The following is a 21,749-nucleotide window of genomic DNA, read 5'->3' on the forward strand; positions in this document are numbered from 1 at the left end:
TAGTCAGTTGAAAATAAAACTGTTATATAAATTTAAACGCGCTACTGGTATAAATTTTACTTGCGTGCTGCGTTCCCAGAGGCTGCGCAACCTACGTTTAAAAATAGCATCCCAGTAGCGCTATGCGCTTTTTAGAGGGCATCGACTATATAGCTCATACGCGCCTCATATGCTTGTTAGTTTACCCAACTGCATAACACTTGACTACCCTTTACGTTACGCATCCCCCTCCCAGAAAGTACAGATTTGTTAAAAACCTAACCCAGCAAAGCCTTTTTCAGCAAAACCGTTGTCAAAAAAACGCATAGCGTACTTCCGCTTCCGCATAGCCATGACCTATATCAATCTGCTCGAGCGTAGGGTTTGTCAACACCCGCGTTATCCCTTATGATAATTGGCCTCTAGCAGCGATTTATCGATTACCTTTTGCCCATTGTTTATCCGCGGACTCTCTATGACCCAACACTTTATCGTCATCGGCAATCCCATTGCCCACAGTAAATCCCCTGAGATTCATGCCCAGTTTGCCGCTCAAACGGGGATAGATATCAGCTATCAGCGTCAATACTGTCCTGATGATGCTGCCAGCTTTACCGCGCTGCTCGAAGCGTTTTTTCATGGTGGCGGCGTGGGTGCCAATGTCACCGTGCCGTTTAAACAAGTCGCCTATGCATGCTGCGCGGCGCGTGGCGGCTTGTCTGAGCATGCCAAGGTAGCAGGCGCGGTCAATACTTTATGGTTAAATACAGCATTGTTAAAAAACGGTGCTTCCATCTCTGAGGCCATTTATGGCGATAACACAGACGGTCAAGGTTTGGTCAATCATATACTGAGCTTGGGCTGGCCACTTGCAGGCGCGCGCGTGGCACTGATCGGCGCTGGCGGCGCAGCTCGCGGGGTGATTTTGCCACTGATTCAGGCAGGTATCGGTGATTTGAGCATTGCCAATCGTACAGTGAGCAAGGCGGAGGATTTGGCTTGTGAGCTGAGCGCTGCTAGCGACGTGATTGATGCACATGCTATCTCGACCTGCGCGACAAGCGAGCTGACAGGAGCGTTTGACATTATCATCAATGCCACCTCTATTGGGCTATCTGGTGAGACGTTGCCACTGGCAGATATGCTAACGGCTCATTATGCCTATGACATGATGTACGGACGCACGCTGCCGTTTTTGCAGCACTTTGCCGCTCGCGGCGCGCAGACATCAGACGGTTACGGCATGCTCATCGGCCAAGCGGCACTGAGCTTTGAGCGCTGGACGACGCAAAAGGTAGATGTCGCCATAGCGACTGCGGCATTACATGATAAGGCGTTACATGATAAATAATACTGTGATAAATGACGCCTAACCAACACGCGCCAGCAGCCAGTGTTCTATACGTCTCAATGGGCGGCGTAGGCGCATCGAATGTATAGCCAGCCCGCCACCTAGGCCGACCACGCAGCCGAGCGCTGTATCGAGCATCCGCGCGCGCATGACTTCCTCGGCTATCGGTGCCACCATCGAGGCACTGCCGTACTCTGCGATAAAGATGGTCAGCGGCGTGATAAAGATCACGGCCAGACCATAATGCCGATCGACCAATGACTCGATCAACAGCATCATCGCGAGTATCGAGGCGGCCACGCCCCACTGCGACAGCCCCCACGACAGCATCCAGCCAGCGACCGCCATGCCAGCGATGGTGCCGAGTAGTCGGTGTAGCTGCTTGATCCACATCGTGCGTAGCTGCATGCCCTGAATGATGATAAAACAGCTCATCGCCGCCCAGTAAGGATAGGGCATCTCAAAAAACATGGCGAGCGCTAAGGTTAAGCTGACAAAGCCCGCCACAATCGCACTATCACCGATCGTATCTGCTTCATAATGATAGACAGGCGCAGGCGCGACCGCACGCGTCATCAACAAAAACAGCGTATACAGCGCCGCCAATAACATCGACGCCCCGCTGCCCAATACCACTAGCCCCATCGCCGCTGGCACCTGCGCCAGTGGTGTCGGCATAAACAGTGCTATCGCGCCTGCCATCATCACAAACAACCCCGCAGGTGGCGGCTGACGATAGTAACGCCCCAGCACCACGACCCCAAAGGCCATCAGCACAAACACCGGCAACCTAAGCCATGGCAACTGCTGAGCTATCAGCCCTAAAGCAAAGCTCATCGCCATCGCAAACCCCCATGCCATGACCGTCACCAACCGATACGGCAAAGTACCCACCAGCGGTAGGTTTAAGATAATCATCGCCCCCAGCGACGCCTTAATACCTGAAGGCAGCGCATCAAAATATGCCCCGACAAACACCGGAAAACTAATAGCAAGCGCGGCGATAATGGGCATGTGCCATGGTCTTTTGCTGCGATTGACCTTAAGCAGATGATCCAGCTCGCCATCGATGAGCGACTTGATACGAGTCCACAAGGCGGTGCGCCAAACGACATGCTGGTTGCGTAGTTTTTTGCCCATAATTGGCCTACTGTCTCCTAGATATAGGTTGCTTTCGTCGGTGGCCTACCCTGCTCTTTAGGTAATGCCTGCTTAGGTAGTGACTGCTGATTATTGTCACGCTGCTCTTGCTCCTAGACCGCTGTGATAACGGCGGCCACAAAAGCAGAGCACTGATATAAAGGTGTTGATATAAAAGTGCTAAGATAAAACTGCTAAAAGTAACAGACTAAAAAAAGCCCCATCATTCGTACTTCAACAAAACTAAAAGTAATAAACTTTTATTAAAAACATGAATATTAGTTATCTGTTGTATATTTGTATGCATAGAAGATTTATACTCATACAAACGCCATAGCAGCTGACTTTTACTAAGGACGTTTGTAGGGCTTTCATGGAAGACATCGACTGGCTGCTCTTATCACACTCCATGACCACTGACAGACGACCAACAGACCATTGGTTATCAAATAGATACAGTGTCTACCTCTATCCCAAATAAGTAAAGATCGCTTACATAAACACTGGCTCAACGACTGCGCCACAAGCCTATGAGAGCGAACCAACCAAAGAGAGCGATTATGTTAACTTACAAAGCACCCTTACGTGATATCAAATTTTTGATCAACGATGTGTTTGATTATCAGACGCATTACAAAAGCTTAGACAACGGCGAAAACGCTGATCCCGAAACCGTTGATATGATTTTGCAAGGCATGGCGGATTTTGCCGAAAACGTCCTATCACCACTTTACCAGCCTGCTGACGAAGAAGGCTGTCATTTTGAAAACGGTGAAGTCACTACCCCAAAAGGCTTTAAAGAAGCCTATCAGCAGTTCGTCGAAGGCGGCTGGCAAGGCATCTCATACCCTGAAGAGTACGGCGGTATGAACTTGCCGATGTCCATCAACCTCATCAAAGCTGAGATGATCGGCACGGCCAACTGGCCATGGGCGATGTACCCTGGTCTATCTACTGGCTGTATCAATACTTTATTACAGTACGGCTCTGATGAGCAAAAAGCCATCTATCTACCAAAGCTGGTCGAAGGCTCATGGTCAGGTACCATGTGTCTGACTGAGCCGCAGTGTGGTACCGATTTGGGTCAAGTAAAATCAAAAGCCATCCCGCAAGAAGACGGTACGTATAAAATCAGCGGCACCAAAATCTTTATCTCAAGCGGTGAGCACGACCTAACCGACAACATCATTCACATTACTTTAGCACGCCTACCCGATGCCCCAGAAGGCACGCGCGGTATCTCGCTGTTTATCGTACCGAAGTTTTTGCCAAATAGCGATGGCGAGTCGGGCGAGCGCAATGCGGTGGTTTGTGGCTCTATCGAACACAAAATGGGCATCAGCTCATCATCAACTTGTGTCCTTAACTACGATGGCGCGACAGGCTACCTAATCGGCGAGCCAAACAAAGGCCTAAAAGCGATGTTCACCTTTATGAACACCGCGCGTATCGGTACGGGTATCCAAGGTCTGGCGCACACTGAGCTGTCTTTCCAAAACGCCTTGCCTTATGCCAAAGAGCGTCGCTCGATGCGCACCTTATCAGGCACCAAAGACCCTAAAAAAGTGGCAGATGCCATCATTCATCATGCCGATGTTCGTCGTATGCTCTTGACCCAAAAAGCCTTTGCTGAAGGTGGTCGTTCGATGATCTATCACTCAGCGCGCTATGCGGACAAAATGTCACAAGGCGTGGCCAATGGCGATGAAGCAGAGTTTGAAAAATGGGATGACAAGCTTGGTTTTTATACCCCTATCCTAAAAGGCTTTTTAACTGAGCTGGGTATCGAAGCGGCCAAACACGGTCAGCAAGTCTATGGCGGCCATGGCTATATCAAAGAATGGGGCATGGAGCTGATCGCTCGTGATGCTCGTATCGCGACCATGTACGAAGGAACCACGGGCGTACAGGCGTTAGATTTGCTCGGTCGTAAGGTCATCTTGCAATCTAAAGGCAAGATCATCCGTGACTATACCTCAAGCATCATGAAATGGTGCGGCGAGTATGCGCTGGATAAAGACATGCGCAAGTTCGTTTGGGCATTGACCAAGTTATGTGCTGAGTGGAACACCTTGACCGTTCGTCTGATGCTGATGGCACGTAAAGACCGCGAAATCATCTCTGCGGCCTCTGATGACTTCTTGATGTACTCAGGCTATGTGATGATGGGCTATCACTGGGCGCGTATGGCAGCGGTCGCGTATGACAAGCTCGAAAACGGCGGCACAGAAGCGCCAGAGTTCTACCAAGCCAAAATCCAAACCGCCGAGTTCTATTTCGATAAGCTACTGCCACGTACGTCAGGTCACGCCGAAGCCATGGTCGCCCCTAGCGAGAGCATGACAGCGATGGATATCGACAGCTTTGCTTTCTTAGACTAAGACTGCCCCTCGCACTCATTTATAACGATGAAAAAGCGCCTATGATTTAGGCGCTTTTTTTATGTGTCATAGAATACCAAAAAGCGGGGGAAAATATCTGCGAGAAGATAAAAATGTGGTCGAGTTATATAGAGTGAGTTCAGTATAAAAACAATAGTCGCAAACACCGACAGCCATCAGCCTATCGATACCATGTCGATACCATGCTGCTAATCATCGGTGATCGCAGCAAAATGCGCATTTAGCGTCGTGGCCAATTGATGCGGCGGCAACTCTATCTCTAAGCCACGACGGCCACCGCTGACATAGATGGTAGACTGCGTTTGAGCTGAGCAATCTATCATCGTCGGCAAGCGCTTTTTTTGTCCAAGCGGGCTGACGCCGCCCAGTACGTAGCCGGTTGTGCGCTCAACCAGCTTACTATCCGCCATTTGTACTTTTTTGCAAGACAAGGCTTTGGTAGAAGACAACGCTTTGGCCATCTTTTTGAAGTTTAAGGTCTTATCAACGGGCAATATGGCCACGGCAAGTACGCCTGCATCGCTCGATACCACTAAGGTCTTAAAGACTTGAGCGGCATCCACGCCCAGCTTTTCTGCCGCCTCAAGACCAAAAGAGGCTGCTTGTGCATCGTGGGTGTATTCGTGTAATTGATAATCCAGACGGTGTTTTTTGGCAAGATTGATAGCAGGCGTCATAGTGGGTTCACTTACCTTTTTTAATAGATATATTTTAATAGATAACAAGACAGAGCGGTTTTCATCAGTCAATGCGTCCATTATTGCGCTAAACGGATCAACTTTCAAACGATTGTACCGCTAGCTGCGCGCGCCTAGCCTTGTTTTTAAATACTGTCTCTCTCTGCTGCCCTTAAGCACTGTCTTTAAGCGCTGCTTTCGCTTACTGCCTGATGACTGATAGATAAGCGATGACCGCTGGCATATGAATATTAGTAGTATATACAGACAGCATATATCGCTTTGCTGGCTTTTATGGCATCATAAGCGCACTATATTTGATGACTTTTGATACTGATTATGATACCGAAGTTCCTAAAAAAACGGATTTTTAAAGCGCCCGTCACCACGGACAATACCGCAACTGACGGCCAACCAATCACGCCTAAGCCTTATGCAAATGCCCCGATCAATCAGCTCTATCGCAAGCTATCGGGTCAAATGCTGGACGTCGCGGTCAAACCCACACTACTAGGAGAGCTGCCTGAATTTGACAGCGACGATCAGACGCTCAGGTTTTATGTGCTGCAAGATTATTCGCGCTCCAATAGTATTTTGATTGACCTACAAACCCAAGAGCACAACCTGCCGCCTGCGTTGGTCGGCGTCCAAGATAGCGCTCATAACATCAAAGAAAACGCCGCTATTATCTTTTTAAAGCACCCAAGTGCCAAAGACAGCCAACTCTCGCCGCGACTATCGCGTTTGGTCTCTGCGGTGTTGCAGTATCCGGAGCTAAAGGTTCGGTTGGTACCGGTGTCTATTTTGTGGGGGCGTGCACCAGAAAAAGAGGACTCGTTATTTAAGCTGTTGACCGCCGATAACTGGGAAGACCCTAGCATCACCAAGCAATTATTTAATATCGGAGTGATGGGGCGCGATACCTTTGTGCAGTTTCATCCGCCGCAGGACTTGCGCGCGCTGATCCACGAGCAGTTACATACCACGCCCGTAGAAGACGACCATACTCAACCTATCAGCGATGAGACGTCCGCTTATACCATGACCACTGGCGCGGATGGCAATCGCGAGCTGGTGCGGATGTTGCAGCAGCAGCTCACCATCTATCTGGACAAGCAGCGCGCCAGTATGCTGGGCCCTGATTTATCAGACCGCCGCAACCTTGTAGACAAGCTCGTGTACTCGCCTGCCATCAAGCACGCGATAGAAGCCGAGGCTAAGGCTACGGGTACCAGCGTACGCGAAGCGCGCAGTGTCGCCAAAGGCTATGCCAATGAGATGGTCAACGACTACTCGCACTCGATCATTCGTGGTTTTTACAAGTTTTTGACGTGGTTATGGACACAGCTATATGATGGCGTCGAAGTCCATCATTTCGAGCGTGTACGCGAGCTGGCGGCAGACTACGAGCTTGTCTATGTGCCATGTCATCGTAGCCATGTCGATTATTTGCTATTGTCTTATGTCATCTACAAGCGCGGTCTGAGCATTCCTTATGTCGCCGCTGGTGACAATTTAGACGTACCAGTATTAGGGCCGCTACTACGCGGCGCGGTGGCGTTTTATATTCGCCGTAGTTTCCGTGGTAACGCGCTTTATACCGCGGTGTTGCGTGAGTATATGCATACTCTCATCACCCGCAACACGCCGATTGAGTACTTTATCGAAGGAGGCCGCTCTCGCTCAGGGCGATTGCTACCGCCGAAGATGGGCATGCTGGCGATGACGGTTCATAGCCAGCTGCGCCGTACCAACAAGCCTGTGGTGTTTATTCCGACCTATATCGGTTATGAGCGCATCATGGAGGGCGGCACCTACGTCGGCGAGCTAAAGGGCAAGCCAAAAGAGTCCGAATCCCTTATTGGCTTACTCAAAGTCGGGCGCAAGATCGAGCGTATCTTTGGTAATGTCCATTTGAGCTTTGGTACGCCGTTGCACCTAAGCGATTTTATGACCAAGTTTGATGTGCCAGCAGACAGCCTGCCTGCCGATCGCACCGATACCCCGCTTGACGAAAAAACCAGCGCCATGGTGGACAATATCGGCGTCAAAATCATGCAGCATATCAACAAAGCCGCTGTCATCACGCCAGTATCGCTATTGTCACTGGTATTGCTATCAGCCCCAAAAGCGGCGCTTGATGAAGACATCTGCCGCGAGCAAATCGCCTTGTATCAGGGGCTCGCCCAGCAGCTGCCTTATGCCGATGATACTTTTATCACCGATATGAGCCCGCAGCAAATCATTGATTATGGTATCAAGCTCAAGCTCATCGAGCGCACGCCGCATATCTTAGGCGACATCATTCAGATTGCTGGCAAGCAGGCAGCGTTGCTTAGCTACTTCCGTAACAATATCTTGCACGTCTTTATTTTGCTGTCGTTCTTATCGGCCTTGGTCGCTCGTAATGGCCGCATCGAGCGCAGCCGTTTGGACAATATTGCCACCCAGCTGTATCCATTTTTACAAAGCGAGCTATTTTTGTACTATCCGGCGCACAGCCTAAACGATACCCTCAACAAAAAAGTCGATAGCCTGCTCGCTCATGGTCTTATCGTCGAGCTTGGCGATGGTATCTTGAGCGTCCCTGAGTCCAATAGCAAAGGCTATCAGCAGCTACAAGTACTGGCCACGCCCGTCGGCCAGAGTCTCGAGCGTTACTTTATGACCCTTGCCCTACTCGCGCAGCAAGGCTCGGGCAATCTGACTGAAAACGAGGTCGTGGATTTGTGTCACTTGCTCGGTCAGCGCTTGTCGGTGCTATATGCCGACGACATTCCGGACTTCTTTGATCGGGCGTTGTTTACCAGCTTTATCAGTGCCTTGACGCGCCTTGACTACTTACAAAAAGAGGAAGAAACTGGGGTGCTGACCTTTGATCATCGTATCAATGACATCGCTCACCATGCCAAGTACGTCCTGACGCCTGATATGATGCAAATCTTGCAGCAAGTCGCAAGCTTAGACGAAGAAGAGATTACCCACGCGATTACTGAGATTAGCAATAAAAAGCAGCGTAAATTTGGTCGTAAGCGTTAATTGATACCGTTATATTAAGCTGCTCAAGATATTGAGCAGCATAAAAAAAGACCTCTAACTGATTAGAGGTCTTTTTTTATTGAGCACTATATTTTATTGAGTACCATAAGCACCGCTCTTAGGTAGAAATCTTTTTATACTTCATACGCTTAGGAGTAGCATCATCACCCATGGTCTTTTTGCGATAGGCTTCAAACTCAGAGTAGTTACCATCGAACCATACAGGGCCTTCTTCTTCGAACGCCAAGATGTGGGTGGCGATACGGTCAAGGAACCAGCGATCATGCGAGACCACCATGACGGTACCAGGGAATACTTGAATCGCATCCTCTAGCGCACGCAAAGTTTCGATATCCAAGTCGTTTGACGGCTCATCAAGTAGCAAGACGTTAGCGCCCTGCTTTAGTGTCTTAGCCAATTGCAAGCGGTTACGCTCACCACCTGATAGCTGTCCGACATGCTTTTGCTGGTCTGAGCCTTTGAAGTTAAAGCGGCCAATATAAGCACGGCTTGGGGTCTCATAGTCGCCTACCTTGATGATATCAAGGCCGTCTGATACTTCTTCCCAGACGGTTTTGTTATCGTCCAAGTTGTCACGTACCTGACCAACATAGGCAACCTTGACACTTTCGCCCAGCTCGACTGAGCCAGTATCTGGGGTATCACGCTCGGTAATCATGTTAAATAGCGTGGTTTTACCCGCACCATTTGGCCCGATGATACCGACGATAGCACCTGCTGGCACGTTAAAGCTGAGGTTTTCATAAAGCAAACGATCACCAAAAGACTTGGAGATATTGTTGACTTCGATGACCTTGTTACCCAGACGTGGACCAGGTGGAATATAAATCTCAGCGGTTTCGTTACGTTTTTGGAACTCAGTTGAGTTTAGCTCCTCAAAACGCTGCACACGAGATTTGGACTTGGCTTGTTGGCCTTTTTGATTTTTACGAATCCACTCAAGTTCTTTTTTCAGTGCTTTGGCAAAAGACTCTTCTTGCTTTTGCTGCTGCTCAAGACGGTTGTTCTTTTGCTCGAGCCACTCAGTATAGTTACCCTCATAAGGATAGCCATGGCCACGGTCCAGCTCCAAAATCCACTGCGCGACATTGTCTAAGAAATAACGGTCGTGAGTAATGGCGACGATGGTACCACTGTAGTTTTGCAAGAACTGCTCAAGCCACGCGACCGATTCGGCATCCAAGTGGTTGGTCGGTTCGTCAAGTAGTAGCATATCAGGACGTGACAATAGCAGACGGCATAGCGCCACACGGCGTTTTTCACCACCAGATAATTTGCTGACATCTGCATCCCATGGCGGCAGACGTAGCGCATCAGCGGCTTTTTCGAGCTGGGTATTTAGGTTATGAGCGTCCCACGCTTGGATGATGTCCTCCATCTTGCCTTGCTCTTCGGCCAGCTTATCAAAGTCGGCATCGGGCTCTGCGTATTCGGCATAAATCGCATCCAAACGCGCGAGCGCATCTAACGCCTCACGCATACCGTCTTCGACGTTACCACGGACGTCTTTGCTGTCATCAAGCTGTGGCTCCTGCGGTAGGTAACCGACTTTGGTACCTGTTTGCGCGCGCGCCTCACCACTAAACTCAGTATCGACACCTGCCATGATACGTAGCAAGGTAGACTTACCCGCACCATTGATACCTAGCACACCAATCTTGGCACCAGGGAAAAACGATAGGTTGATGTTTTTTAGAATCTCACGCTTAGGCGGAACAAGTTTTGACACGTTGTTCATCGTGTAAATATATTGAGCCATTAACACTCCGATAGACTGCATAGACAAGGTGTGACAGTCGCACTTTGCACGGATGCTCAGTGGGCTGCGCCTCAAAAATCAGGGTTGTAAATTGTCTGCCATTATCGCATTGTGGCGCATACCCTGCAAGCGAGTAGACGGCTTTCGTGCCTTTTCTGCTAAAGTATTGGATTAATTGGTGAAATAAGCCAACCTTATCGAGTTTTTTGCCGACCTCAACGAGCCTTGACGATTTTGATAAGGGTAGGCTATCGTAACATTTACCCTATCCACGATTACCCGAAAGGGCTATAAATCTACTCGCAGTCAGCGCATAATAAGGCATAACGTATTTGGGCAGATAATAAATAAACAATGCCGCCATCTATCATAGATCTAGAGCCTTTTTATAAGAAACATTGATCTAGAGCTTTTGTATAAAGCCACTGTCTAAATACCCTCAACCTAAAGCAATCTAATAAAACCAACAACGGAGTATATGATGAGTACACAGGAATTTACTGCAGACAACGCCCCAACCATCACCCACAACGAGTCCGCAAACCGCTTTGAGACCACCATCGACGGTCATACAGGCTACATCAGCTATCAGGAGCGCGACGACAAGCTGGTGTATGACCATACCATCGTGCCAAAAGAGCTAGGCGGCCGTGGTCTTGGTACAGCACTGGTCAAGCATGCTCTCGACTATGCGCGCGCTCATGATAAAAAGGTGGTGCCGCAATGCTCATTTGTCGCCTCCTACATCAATAGACGACCTGAGTATCAAGACTTAGTATAAAAAATTTGGTATAAAAGACTTGATATAAAAGACTTGATATAAAAGACTGTTCGCCAGTCAGCTGACGTCATCGTTATTTTTAATAAACCAAACCGCATAACAATAAAGGTTATTAATATGAGTAGTTTATCTGACAAACAAATCAACCTACAGTTAGAAGATCTGGCAGGATGGCAACGTGACGGCAATAGTATCGTCAAGACCTATCACTTTAGCGACTTTATCGAAGCCATGAGCTTTATGAATCAAGCCGCTTTTCATGCAGAAGCGCTCGAGCATCATCCTGAATGGCGTAATATCTACAATGTGGTAGAAGTGCGCTTGACCAACCATGATACAGGTGGCATCTCAAGCTTGGATATCCGTTTGGCCAAACGCATGGAGCACATCATTCAGCCCAAACGCTTATAAGCGCTATCTGACAGACAAACACAGCAGCCACAAAAAAGTCCTCGATTCAAATCGAGGACTTTTTTTACCAAATATACTCAAGCATCTTGCCTGTATGTTTAAACTTGCCTGCATACTTAAAATAGTTAAACATCTTAGCTGCTTAACTGCCGACTACATACGGCGGCTTACAAATGCGACGATAAATAAAATCACCGCCAATGCCAATAAAATATACGCAAAGTTTGCTGATAAGCCTGCGACACCGCCGAAGCCCAAGAAACTTGCTAACAATGCGATAACGGCAAAAATAATAGCCCAGCGAAACATAATCTTCTCCTTGAATGATAATCAAAACCAGATCGCAGATCTGTCTGCTATCCCTTCTCATACTCATTAATTGTTGTTTTTTATACCTATTACAACGACTTACGACCATAGATTAGCAACATTTGTCGCCAGACAACGTTCATTTTGGTAATAATATCGGTGGATTATGTAACCTTTGTAGCAAATCTTAATACTCGCCAAATCTTGTTTGTGTTTATAAAGATTGTGTGTAGCGACAGTTGGTGTTTTATAAGTCACGCTTTTTTTGTCCATTAAATCTGTTATAACCCCTCATAGTGACCCATTAAAAAAGTGACCCACTAAAAAGCAGCTAGGCACAGTGTGGAGGACACGCCCTAATCATCAGCCTTGCTCTCACATTTTTATAGAGAACTGACTGTCGCAACCCAACCATAAAATGACTGTCAGTACTGCACTTGACCAGATGATCATTGAGCAAAAGTTGCTATGATGATGGTAGCTACGATAATGAACGAGCCGCTACAAACAACCATTCATATAAGGAAGAGAATTATGGATACCAATACGGATACGACCAATCACACCGCTACAAACAATACTAAAAAACGACCTTATGCGGTCGTACTCTATGGGGCGACCAGTTTTGTCGGGCAGATTACCGCTCATTATTTGACCCATTTTTTGTCAAATGCCAAAAACAAAGACGGCTCTAATGTCACATGGGCCATCGCCGGCCGTGATGAAACAAAGCTAAACGACTTGCAGTCCAAACTTGCCAGCAAAGTCGACACCATCATTGCCAATAGTAACGACGCCGCCAGCCTCGATGCGATGACCAAACAAACCCAAGTCATCATCTCAACCGTCGGCCCCTACCTCAAGTACGGCGAGCCATTGATCAAGTCTTGTGCAGAAAATGGCACCGATTACGTCGATTTGACCGGTGAGGCCATCTTTATCAAAGACATGATGGATAAATATCAGGAGGCGGCAAAGCAAAGTGGCGCTCGTATTGTCAACTCCTGTGGGTTTGACTCTATTCCTTCAGATTTGGGGGTTTATTTTACCCAAAAGCAGGCTGAAGAGAGATTTGGTGAGACATGTGATGTCATTCATATGCGCGTCAAGGCGGCAAAAGGTGGGCTGTCTGGTGGCACTATTGCCTCAATGGCAACGATATTTGAAGAAGTCGGAGAAGACAAATCGCGCCGCAAGCAAGTGGCCAACCCTTATTTGCTAAACGATGATAAAGACGCGCCAAGCGTACGCCAAGACAACATCAGCAAACCAAAATACGACAGCGAGCACAAACGCTGGCTTGCGCCTTTTGTCATGGCCAGTATCAACACCCGTATCGTCCATCGCACCAACCAACTGCTCGGCTATGAGTATGGACGTCAGTTTAAATACGATGAAGCGATGTGGATGAAGGATGGCGTCAAAGGTCAACTATCGAGCTATGCGATGAGCGCAGGCTTATTTGGATTTGCCACAGCGATGATGATCAAACCCAGCCGTGAGCTACTATCTAAGCATGTGCTGCCCAAGTCAGGCTCTGGCCCTTCTAAAGAAGAGCAAGAAAACGGCTACTTCGATATTCGCCTGTTTGGTCAAACCACTGACAACCAGACCATCAATACCAAAGTCACCGGCGATAAAGACCCAGGTTACGGCAGCACTTCACGTATGTTGGCACAGGCTGCTCTTTGCTTGGCACAAGATATCAGCAAAGACGATGTGGCCGGCGGATTTTGGACGCCAGCCGCCGCGATGGGCGATACCTTACTGTCGCGCTTAGAGGAGCATGCCGGCCTTCGTTTTGAGGTGCTCGATGCCTAACATTATTATCATGGGTAGATGAGGGGCTGCATCACATGCATCCCAGCCGTACTGTACTTATTTTATAGCAGATCGACTATAGTCTCTGACCGTATCTTATTTATAAGGTGCGGTTTTTTATGGCAAAAATTTTAGAAAATGTAGTAAAACATCAAATGACAAATCTGGGCGGCTGTTAACAAATACAACTAGTGTACTTTTTTAGTGACAGATGTTGCCTGTTGACGATTTTTTTATACATTATGCTACACATTCCTAGCCTAATGTCACAGCCATCTTTTGGTCACTAGCGTAGGATAAAAAAGGTCACATAACTTTTTGTGCCTTATTTCTAAACATCTTATGAAGACCAAACACCTTATAAATACCGCTCCTGACCACTTAGCTTCTGATAACGCACAGTGAATGGCACATCGTTCATGTTACGTAGCCATGAGACCGATACAAGATAGAGCAAAATCAATAATAATGAAGAGGGAACCACAATGAAATTGCACGTATTAACCGCCGCTGTATTTACTTCAGGCCTTATGATGTTGGCAAGCTCTGCCAATGCAGCTATGACCACCGATGGCCATGGCAACGTTGGCTATGATAGCTACGATGAATGCGTCAGCGCAGTCAAAGAGGGTTCAGCCAAATTTTATACCCCTTATACTTATCAAAACCCCAAGCGCCAAGCCGGTGAAGCCGCCGTCAAACAAATGACGCTAGCAGAAGTGATGATCCCCCAAAGCGTGGTCGATCGCCATAACTTACCTACCAAGGATTACTCTGCAGGAGCCTGTGACTTAGGCGTTGGACAATCAAACGGTCGTTATGGGGTATCGGGCGCGTTGGTCGGCAAATATGTCCCCATCGCTGCTGATATGCCCGTCAACGTCTATATGGACAAAGCTGGCAACCCAGTTCGCTTGAGTATGCAGCAATGTGACAACCATTTTGGCGATAAATTTCCCACACCTATCGTCAGTGAGGCCCCTGCCCCAGAGGCACAAATTGCGGTCACTGAAGCGCGCAGCGTAGAGCCTGTCGTCGTTGAGACAACGCGCGTGATACGTCCAGCCAAATACAGCGTCAAAGAAGTCATCATCGCCCCAGACGATCAGATCAAACGCGTCAACACCACTCAAGGCACAGCAGTCGCCATCGAAGATAGTGCCAATCGCGCTGTGATTGTAGGCGAAGAGGCCGATGCCGACGTCCTTGATAATACAGAGATCAACCAAACCTTCCCTGTGGTTCGCGTTCCTGATGCTGACGAGATGCCTCAGATAACGAAAGAAGTAAATAAATAAAGGATTGGCATATAACCTGTTTTAAATACGCGCTCAAAGCGCCAAAAAAACAAAGATAAGCTTGGATAGACATTGTCGCAAATGTATTACCAATGTTTCATAATGTTACAAGAAAACACCAAGCTGTTAGAACCTTAATGACTTTACTACTGAAATACTGGCCCTAGAGCTGGTATTTTGCGTTTGGGAATAATAACAAGCTCATATCAGCACATAAGGTAGTGACTCAAAGTTCACCATCTTATGCGCGGATTTGTGGTTTTGTACATAATCATCTTATTATATTTTGGAGTTTTATCATGAAAAACACGGCTTTATCACTACTTATGGGTGCAACGCTTATCTTACCAACCATGGCGATGGCAGCCCCAGTCAACACAGCAGAGGTGACCCCAGCGGATAAACTGGCCGAACCCGTAGACAATACCTTACAAGCCGAAATCGAAGGCCCAGATGGTGAGCTACTGGCCACTCAACCTGGCGCTGTAGAAAATGAAGAGGCAGTCGCTATCACAGATGCAGTAACCATGGAGGTAGCGACTGAGGAAGCTGCTGAAGAAGCGACTGAGGAAGAAAATGATGCAATGGCAGCGGCTGGCATGCAACCTGCGCAAACCGAGCAGGCTGCACCAGCACTCAACATGCAGCACAGTGATGCAAACTATCAGCCACTATTGGCAGGTGAAGGCGCAACCGACGACGAAGCTGCCAACACAGAAATCACATTACAAGAAAAGAAAAAAGACAAGCGTGGTGAGCTACTCGCAACGCAGCCTGCGGATGTCGAGTTTAAAGAGAATCGCCGTATCGCTATCGCACGCTAAGATTTGGGCGCAATAATAGCGTCTCGATAATAGCAGCGCCCCAATTATAGCGCCGCTAACAAACAGCATAAACACAGATAATATTCTGCCTAGTAAGGCACAATTGATACAAGCGTATGACACAAAAAAGGCAGCACAATGGCTGCCTTTTTTATCTTTTATAATACTGATTATTTTTTGCTTTTGGTCACGCCGGCTTCTTGTAGCAGTGCGCCCAAAGTCCCCATTTTAGCTGGTGCGTCGGCTTTTGGAGCCTTGCTGCGGTTAGAGGCACTGTCATTAGCTTGACGATGGTCACGCGGTTTTGTTGCACGCTTATCCGCTGGGCGCTTGTTGTTTGGACGATTGCTGCGCGGACGGCTCGCTTTTTCATCACCACCAGTATTGCGGGTTGCAGGTTTGGTGGCTGGCCGCGCTGATTTTTCTGCTTCAGGCTTCATGCTAAAGCCTATACGGCCGCGTTTTTCGTCGATAGAGATGACGCGTACTGAAACGATATCGCCTGGTTTGACACGGTTCATCGGATCAGCGACAAAATCATTGGCCATCTGCGAGATATGTACCAGCCCGTCTTGATGCACACCGACATCCACAAAACACCCAAAGGCGGTAACGTTGGTGACCACGCCTTCTAGCTGCATGCCTTCGCTTAAGTCTTTAATGCTATTGACGTCTTCACGGAAATTAGCGGTCTTAAACTCAGGGCGTGGATCACGCGCAGGTTTTGCCAGTTCTTCAATGATGGCTTTTACACTGACATTGTCGTCATTGGCCGCCAGTGCTGTGGTATCAATGCTATTTAATACGCTGTCATTACCCAGTACCTCTGGCAATGCTTTACCGGTTTGCGCCAGCAAGCTATCAACCAGCGCGTAGCTCTCTGGATGGACGCCTGTCGCATCCAGCGGATTGCTGCCGCCGTGGATACGCAAAAACCCTGCCGCCTGCTCAAAGGTCTTGACCCCGAGGCGTGGTACGTTTTTGAGGGCCTCACGACTATCAAATGCGCCATGCTCTTTGCGGTAAGTCACGATTTGCTGAGCGACGTTTTTGTTTAGACCAGCGATATGCGCCAAAATAGCAGGGCTCGCTGTATTTACATCAACACCCACCGCGTTCACACTATCTTGCGTGACTTTGTCTAGACTGTCGGCCAATTGGTTTTGGTTGACATCGTGCTGATATTGACCCACGCCAATGGCTTTTGGATCGACCTTGACCAGCTCAGATAGCGGATCTTGCAAGCGACGGGCGATAGAAACCGCACCGCGTACCGAGACATCTAAATTAGCAAGCTCATCACTGGCAAGCTCACTGGCAGAATAAACAGACGCGCCTGACTCATTGACGATCACGGCTTTGGCTTTTAGTTCAGCGTTGGCGGCCAAAATCTCTTTGATCATCGCATCGGTTTCGCGGCTCGCCGTACCATTACCGATAGCGACCAAATCAACCTGATAAGTGCTTAATAACTCATCGATGACTTTTTTGGCTTCATCCATCTTATTATCAGGGGCAAACGGATAAACGGTGGCGACGACTGGCTTTTCTTCGCCATCTAGCATGACATGGCCTTGGGCATCGACAATCGCCATCTTCACGCCATGGCGGATACCTGGATCGACGCCCAAAATCACCTTGCGGCCAGCAGGTGCAGCCATGAGTAGATGCTGTAAGTTATTGGCAAACACCTCAATCGCATCGGCCTCAGCGGTCAGACGTTTTTCGGTCAATAAACGATGCTCGATATGCGGACGCCATTTATCCTTCCAGAGACTGGTCGCCGCCTCCTGCAAAAACTCACGACGGGCAGCAGGCGCTTTGGCATCGATATCAAAGTGACTGATGATTTTTTCGATAAAGGGAGCGTCTTCGCCATCAATTTTTAGGCCCAAAACGTTTTCTTGGCGGCCACGCAGCATCGCAAGCAAGCGATGATTGGGCAGACGCGCTAGGCTCTCACTGTGCTCAAAGTAGTCTTTGAATTTTTCGCCCACTTCGCGTTTTTCGTCACTGGCGACAGTCGATACGATGCTCGCTGTCTTTGCAAAGCCATTACGCAAGTTATCAAGCAAATCCAGCGCTTGCGTCCATTCATCAACGATGATGGCTTGTACGCCCGCCAGTTGTTTGTCTAGATCACCAAAGTCGACCTCTATCTCGTTACCCTTGTCATCAGAGATACTGGCTGGCGCCTCATAATCTGCCAATGCATCAGTGGGGGTAATCTCTTGGGTCAACAGCGCTTGTGCTGGTACATCCAAACCGGCGGCGCGGGCTTTGGCCGCAGGAGAGCGGCGGCGCGGACGGTATGGCAGATAGATGTCTTCTAGCTCAAGTTTCGATGTCGCATTGTCAATGCGCGCCTGCAGCTCATCTGTCAAGTTGCCTTGCGTGCTGAGCAGCTCAGTGATTTTGAGGCGGCGGCTGGCCATGTCACGCTCATAGTTGAGCGATTTTTCTAGCGCTCGCAGTTGTGCATCGTCAAGATTTTGCGTCTTTTCTTTACGGTAACGGGCGATAAACGGAACTGTCGCGCCCTCATCATAAAGTTTGACAAACGCATTGACTTGAGCAGTCTTAATGCCAAGCGCGCGAGCAAGCTTGTCGTGAATATTCGCGTGTGTGGTTGCATCCAAAACCTGTGTATTTGTCTGGGTTTGAGATGGCGTTAAGGTATCAGTGCTACTCATATACGTATCAATCGTTGAGAAATGTAGTTTTGCATTATAGCAAAAGCTGCATGAATAAAAATCCTTTTTATCTTTTTGCGCTTTTGCCTAGATTTTATGGCCGATATCGCCTTTTATCCTTTCTGTTTCGGCCTTGTTAAACAAACGCATACAGCATTTATCCTGATGGGTGATGCAATTGCTGGTGCAATCTTATACACTAAAGTATCAGCGGCGCAGTTTGGTGGTGTCTTGCAGCGTGAATCTCTAAGTCTGACTATTTTGTATCGCTTACCGCCGCTACATAGCCTTGTGTGCTTCTATATTTAGAAAGCTATAGTCGAACCCAAATAAATCAGATACCTGGCCAGCAAGTCGCTCAATGAAATGGGGTTTTTATATTGGATTGACTATAAGGCATATTAAGAGAGATCTTTGTTGTTAGATAATTTTTTAGACAGTTTTTAATCACAGAGCAAATAATGATAAGGGTGTTGCTCAGCGCAATTTATGCGTGACACCGATAATGAATGTTCATAATAATTTTTATAAGAGGATGCCTGTATGACAGATAATAATAGCCCAGATACTTTGACTCAGCGTATTTTGGTCGTCGATGACGATGCCCGCCTGCGCTCTTTGTTGCAGCGCTTTTTAGAGGACGATGGTTTTGTCGTGCGCACCGCCCATGATGGCAGTCAGATGGATAAGCTGATGCAGCGCGAGCTGTTTTCGTTGGTGGTGCTTGATTTGATGCTTCCTGGTGAGGACGGCATTAGTATCTGTAAGCGCTTGCGTGAAGACAATGCCGACATCCCTATCATCATGCTCACCGCCAAAGGCGGCGACGCTGATCGTATCGCTGGCCTCGAAGCAGGCGCTGATGACTACTTACCAAAACCCTTTAACCCAAAAGAGCTGCTGGCACGTATCAAAGCGGTACTGCGTCGTCAAAACCGTGAGCTGCCGGGTGCGCCAAGCCATCAGCTAGAAGTGGTAGAGTTTGGACCATGGACGCTTGATTTATCAACGCGTACGCTCAAACGCGACGGCAATGTCGTGACTTTGACGACAGGCGAGTTTTCTGTCCTAAAAGCCTTGGTGCAACATCCGCGTGAACCTTTGACTCGTGACAAGCTTATGAATCTGGCGCGGGGCCGTGAATGGGGGGCGATGGAGCGCTCTATTGATGTACAGGTCTCACGCCTGCGCCGCTTGATTGAGGACAATCCGTCACAAGCGCGCTATATCCAGACAGTATGGGGCGTGGGTTATGTGTTTGTACCAGATGAGGCAGAAGCCGAAACCGCCAAGAGCGAATAACCACATTGCCGTCTTTTCGGTTGGTATGTAAGCTGTTTTGCCGTTGGCGATCGTGATCTTTTAGCGCTTATGGCTTTAATCTTTTGCGATAAGCGTTTTAGGTCATCGTGCCGACAGGCAAAATATATCTTTGGGCACGCTTGTTGAGATTATTTTGACATCAACGACTATTTTTCAAAACATACCCTGCACCTTAGTGACAGGGTTTTTGGGTGCTGGCAAAACGACCCTCATCAACCACTTACTGACTACCAAACCGACCGAGCAGCGCTGGGCGCTCTTAATTAATGAGTTTGGTCGTATCGGTATTGATGGTACGCTGCTAAAAGGTGCGGATTGGTGGCAGGCGGCGCAAGAGACGATCGCCGTACGGGAGGTCAGCGGCGGCTGTATTTGCTGCACCAGTCAGCTACCCTTACAAATCGCCATCAGCCGCCTACTCAGTGAGCATAAGCCGCAGCGTTTGCTCATCGAGCCGACCGGACTGGCTCACCCTCGCGAGCTCGTCCAGCAGCTGAGCGAGCCACATTGGCAAACTGCCCTACAGATGCAAGCGGTACTCACCGTCCTAAATGCCATACAATGGCAGCAAGCCAAATATCGTGAGCATGAGGGCTTTGCGGTGCATGTGCAAGAGGCCGATGCACTGATTATCAATCGTTACGACCATCTAAGCGCCGACGAAATACAAGCGCTACAAGCATGGATAGCCACACTGAATCCGCACGCTACTATCATTTGGGCGGCACATGAGCCTGCTGCGGCTGTTAGTCATGACAGCGATCATAGCGATAATCCTGATAACAGCAGCAATGGCAGCAGTGACAAAAATGACGCGCTGCCAGCCTATATCACCATGCTACGCGAGCAGTTAACCAAGCCCAGTCAGGTCTTAAACCGTCAGCATAAGGTTGCGCTTGGGCCATTGGCCAAATCAGCAATTCGCACGCCATTGCAGGGTAACACTTCTGCCGTCTTTGCGTTGGCTGATCCTACCTTGGCTAGCAATAGCGCCCAAAATAGTACCGATAGCGAGCTGCCTTATCGTTATCACGAGACACAGCAAGACCTGCTCTTGGCCGGTTGGCGACTGCCAGCGCATTATTTGCTACCCGCAGATACCCTACAAAGTTGGCTACTGAGGCTACCAAACTGGCAACGCATCAAAGGCGTGGTACACACCTCGGATGGTTGGTTGCAGCTGAACTTCACGCCTGATAGCCTAACTACCCGTACAGTCGGTGCGCAGAGTGATAGCCGCTTGGAGGTCATTTTGCAAGGTGCTGACAATGGTAGCAATGATGGCGCTGACCATACGCCAATCGCTATCGACTGGCAACCCTATGATCGTCAGCTTATGGCAATGGTCGTGGCATTAGGGTAGCGAGCCTCTATTCACTTATTGGTCGCTTCTGTATAGCTTCAATACAGGCTACACACAAAAAAAGCCAATACTGTAGAAGTATTGGCTTTTTCAATTCACTCTTATCATGTGTGCCTGCTATCGAAGCTGACTGTCCTTACTGCCACGCCGATTAAACAGCTCCGTTGCCCGTGCGGCTTGTTCAAGCTCGCTCTGACAGCCGACACAGTGCTGCACACCGGGTACGGCCAGTCGCCGTGCTTGTGGAATCGCATTGCCACACTCATCACAAAGCTCAGCGCTTTCACCTTTAGGCATAGCCCGTCGCGCCCGCTCTAATGCGTCGTTGACCGTTGCATCCATTTGCTCGTGCTCAGCACCATCTCTTGACCACCCACCTGCCATAACGTCATCCTATTTATTATTAATGCTATTTAGCTTTTAAACAACAAAAGCCTTTAATAACAAATAGATGGGGCTGTCTTTATGGATTACAATGCCAGTTAGGGGCGGTAGATGAGGACGCCATCATCAGATATAGGCTAAGCATGATGAGACGTGCCTGAGCCATTTTTCTTA

At 48.5% G+C, this 21,749-nt stretch carries 17 protein-coding genes; 11 read left to right on the forward strand and 6 right to left on the reverse strand.

Features of this window, described 5'->3' with window-relative positions; genetic code table 11:
* Positions 1-454 precede the first annotated feature (454 nt).
* Positions 455-1,330 carry a shikimate dehydrogenase gene (gene aroE, locus J3491_RS01205; RefSeq protein ID WP_207968937.1) on the forward strand — a complete coding sequence of 292 codons (876 nt, stop codon included), beginning with the start codon at positions 455-457 and terminating at the stop codon, positions 1,328-1,330.
* A gap of 18 nt (positions 1,331-1,348) precedes the next feature.
* Here the strand turns inward: aroE and J3491_RS01210 are convergent, their stop codons facing one another.
* Positions 1,349-2,470, reverse strand: a complete 1,122-nt coding sequence (locus J3491_RS01210; RefSeq protein ID WP_207968938.1) for an FUSC family protein — start codon at positions 2,468-2,470, stop codon at positions 1,349-1,351.
* A gap of 560 nt (positions 2,471-3,030) precedes the next feature.
* Here J3491_RS01210 and J3491_RS01215 point away from each other — a divergent pair.
* Positions 3,031-4,851: an acyl-CoA dehydrogenase C-terminal domain-containing protein gene (locus J3491_RS01215; protein ID WP_207968939.1), complete on the forward strand. Its 1,821-nt coding sequence runs from the start codon at positions 3,031-3,033 to the stop codon at positions 4,849-4,851.
* A gap of 209 nt (positions 4,852-5,060) precedes the next feature.
* On the opposite strand, the gene ybaK is transcribed toward J3491_RS01215, so the two are convergent.
* The gene (gene ybaK, locus J3491_RS01220) at positions 5,061-5,549 is read right to left on the reverse strand and encodes a Cys-tRNA(Pro) deacylase (RefSeq protein ID WP_207968940.1); all 489 of its coding nucleotides are present in this window, start codon (positions 5,547-5,549) and stop codon (positions 5,061-5,063) included.
* A gap of 339 nt (positions 5,550-5,888) precedes the next feature.
* On the opposite strand from ybaK, the gene plsB reads away from it, so the two are divergent.
* Positions 5,889-8,588 carry a glycerol-3-phosphate 1-O-acyltransferase PlsB gene (gene plsB / locus J3491_RS01225; protein ID WP_207968941.1) on the forward strand — a complete coding sequence of 900 codons (2,700 nt, stop codon included), beginning with the start codon at positions 5,889-5,891 and terminating at the stop codon, positions 8,586-8,588.
* Between the two features lie 118 nt (positions 8,589-8,706).
* Here the strand turns inward: plsB and ettA are convergent, their stop codons facing one another.
* Complete coding sequence (gene ettA, locus J3491_RS01230) at positions 8,707-10,368, reverse strand: energy-dependent translational throttle protein EttA (protein WP_198335638.1); 1,662 nt, start codon at positions 10,366-10,368, stop codon at positions 8,707-8,709.
* A 481-nt stretch (positions 10,369-10,849) separates the two neighbouring features.
* On the opposite strand from ettA, the gene J3491_RS01235 reads away from it, so the two are divergent.
* Positions 10,850-11,149: a GNAT family N-acetyltransferase gene (locus J3491_RS01235; protein ID WP_105244600.1), complete on the forward strand. Its 300-nt coding sequence runs from the start codon at positions 10,850-10,852 to the stop codon at positions 11,147-11,149.
* A 117-nt stretch (positions 11,150-11,266) separates the two neighbouring features.
* Positions 11,267-11,560, forward strand: a complete 294-nt coding sequence (locus J3491_RS01240; protein ID WP_192995764.1) for a 4a-hydroxytetrahydrobiopterin dehydratase — start codon at positions 11,267-11,269, stop codon at positions 11,558-11,560.
* A 153-nt stretch (positions 11,561-11,713) separates the two neighbouring features.
* Here J3491_RS01240 and J3491_RS01245 read toward each other — a convergent pair whose 3' ends face one another.
* Positions 11,714-11,869, reverse strand: coding sequence for a DUF1328 domain-containing protein (locus tag J3491_RS01245; RefSeq protein WP_011512513.1), 156 nt, complete (start codon positions 11,867-11,869; stop codon positions 11,714-11,716).
* A 534-nt stretch (positions 11,870-12,403) separates the two neighbouring features.
* Here J3491_RS01245 and J3491_RS01250 point away from each other — a divergent pair.
* The 3 genes from J3491_RS01250 (at position 12,404) to J3491_RS01260 (ending at position 15,812) form a co-directional block, all read left to right on the forward strand.
* Positions 12,404-13,690: a saccharopine dehydrogenase family protein gene (locus J3491_RS01250; RefSeq protein WP_207968942.1), complete on the forward strand. Its 1,287-nt coding sequence runs from the start codon at positions 12,404-12,406 to the stop codon at positions 13,688-13,690.
* A gap of 485 nt (positions 13,691-14,175) precedes the next feature.
* The gene (locus J3491_RS01255) at positions 14,176-14,988 is read left to right on the forward strand and encodes a hypothetical protein (protein ID WP_207968943.1); all 813 of its coding nucleotides are present in this window, start codon (positions 14,176-14,178) and stop codon (positions 14,986-14,988) included.
* A gap of 299 nt (positions 14,989-15,287) precedes the next feature.
* Positions 15,288-15,812 (forward strand): hypothetical protein, encoded by a 525-nt coding sequence (locus tag J3491_RS01260; RefSeq protein WP_207968944.1) that lies wholly within the window; start codon positions 15,288-15,290, stop codon positions 15,810-15,812.
* A gap of 170 nt (positions 15,813-15,982) precedes the next feature.
* Here the strand turns inward: J3491_RS01260 and J3491_RS01265 are convergent, their stop codons facing one another.
* Positions 15,983-18,505 carry a Tex family protein gene (locus tag J3491_RS01265; protein ID WP_207968945.1) on the reverse strand — a complete coding sequence of 841 codons (2,523 nt, stop codon included), beginning with the start codon at positions 18,503-18,505 and terminating at the stop codon, positions 15,983-15,985.
* A 96-nt stretch (positions 18,506-18,601) separates the two neighbouring features.
* Between J3491_RS01265 and J3491_RS01270 the strand changes: the two genes are divergently transcribed.
* The 3 genes from J3491_RS01270 to J3491_RS01280 all read left to right on the forward strand — a co-directional run bounded on the left by J3491_RS01270 (position 18,602) and on the right by J3491_RS01280 (position 21,191).
* The gene (locus J3491_RS01270; RefSeq protein ID WP_207968946.1) at positions 18,602-18,814 is read left to right on the forward strand and encodes a hypothetical protein; all 213 of its coding nucleotides are present in this window, start codon (positions 18,602-18,604) and stop codon (positions 18,812-18,814) included.
* 234 nt (positions 18,815-19,048) lie between these two features.
* Positions 19,049-19,807: an osmolarity response regulator transcription factor OmpR gene (gene ompR, locus J3491_RS01275; RefSeq protein WP_075102182.1), complete on the forward strand. Its 759-nt coding sequence runs from the start codon at positions 19,049-19,051 to the stop codon at positions 19,805-19,807.
* Positions 19,808-19,955: 148 nt separating this feature from the next.
* A complete protein-coding gene (locus tag J3491_RS01280; protein ID WP_207969043.1) occupies positions 19,956-21,191 on the forward strand; it encodes a GTP-binding protein in 1,236 nt (411 codons plus the stop codon).
* A gap of 117 nt (positions 21,192-21,308) precedes the next feature.
* Here J3491_RS01280 and J3491_RS01285 read toward each other — a convergent pair whose 3' ends face one another.
* A complete protein-coding gene (locus J3491_RS01285) occupies positions 21,309-21,575 on the reverse strand; it encodes a DksA/TraR family C4-type zinc finger protein (protein WP_207968947.1) in 267 nt (88 codons plus the stop codon).
* Positions 21,576-21,749 lie beyond the last annotated feature (174 nt).

Source organism: Psychrobacter halodurans (genome assembly GCF_017498075.1).
Classification (GTDB): domain Bacteria; phylum Pseudomonadota; class Gammaproteobacteria; order Pseudomonadales; family Moraxellaceae; genus Psychrobacter; species Psychrobacter celer.

Coding starts and splice junctions, on each gene's coding strand:
- aroE (WP_207968937.1), top strand. CDS start 455: ATGACCCAACACTTTATCGTCATCGGCAATCCCATTGCCCACAGTAAA.
- J3491_RS01210 (WP_207968938.1), bottom strand. CDS start 2,470: ATGGGCAAAAAACTACGCAACCAGCATGTCGTTTGGCGCACCGCCTTG.
- J3491_RS01215 (WP_207968939.1), top strand. CDS start 3,031: ATGTTAACTTACAAAGCACCCTTACGTGATATCAAATTTTTGATCAAC.
- ybaK (WP_207968940.1), bottom strand. CDS start 5,549: ATGACGCCTGCTATCAATCTTGCCAAAAAACACCGTCTGGATTATCAA.
- plsB (WP_207968941.1), top strand. CDS start 5,889: ATGATACCGAAGTTCCTAAAAAAACGGATTTTTAAAGCGCCCGTCACC.
- ettA (WP_198335638.1), bottom strand. CDS start 10,368: ATGGCTCAATATATTTACACGATGAACAACGTGTCAAAACTTGTTCCG.
- J3491_RS01235 (WP_105244600.1), top strand. CDS start 10,850: ATGAGTACACAGGAATTTACTGCAGACAACGCCCCAACCATCACCCAC.
- J3491_RS01240 (WP_192995764.1), top strand. CDS start 11,267: ATGAGTAGTTTATCTGACAAACAAATCAACCTACAGTTAGAAGATCTG.
- J3491_RS01245 (WP_011512513.1), bottom strand. CDS start 11,869: ATGTTTCGCTGGGCTATTATTTTTGCCGTTATCGCATTGTTAGCAAGT.
- J3491_RS01250 (WP_207968942.1), top strand. CDS start 12,404: ATGGATACCAATACGGATACGACCAATCACACCGCTACAAACAATACT.
- J3491_RS01255 (WP_207968943.1), top strand. CDS start 14,176: ATGAAATTGCACGTATTAACCGCCGCTGTATTTACTTCAGGCCTTATG.
- J3491_RS01260 (WP_207968944.1), top strand. CDS start 15,288: ATGAAAAACACGGCTTTATCACTACTTATGGGTGCAACGCTTATCTTA.
- J3491_RS01265 (WP_207968945.1), bottom strand. CDS start 18,505: ATGAGTAGCACTGATACCTTAACGCCATCTCAAACCCAGACAAATACA.
- J3491_RS01270 (WP_207968946.1), top strand. CDS start 18,602: ATGGCCGATATCGCCTTTTATCCTTTCTGTTTCGGCCTTGTTAAACAA.
- ompR (WP_075102182.1), top strand. CDS start 19,049: ATGACAGATAATAATAGCCCAGATACTTTGACTCAGCGTATTTTGGTC.
- J3491_RS01285 (WP_207968947.1), bottom strand. CDS start 21,575: ATGGCAGGTGGGTGGTCAAGAGATGGTGCTGAGCACGAGCAAATGGAT.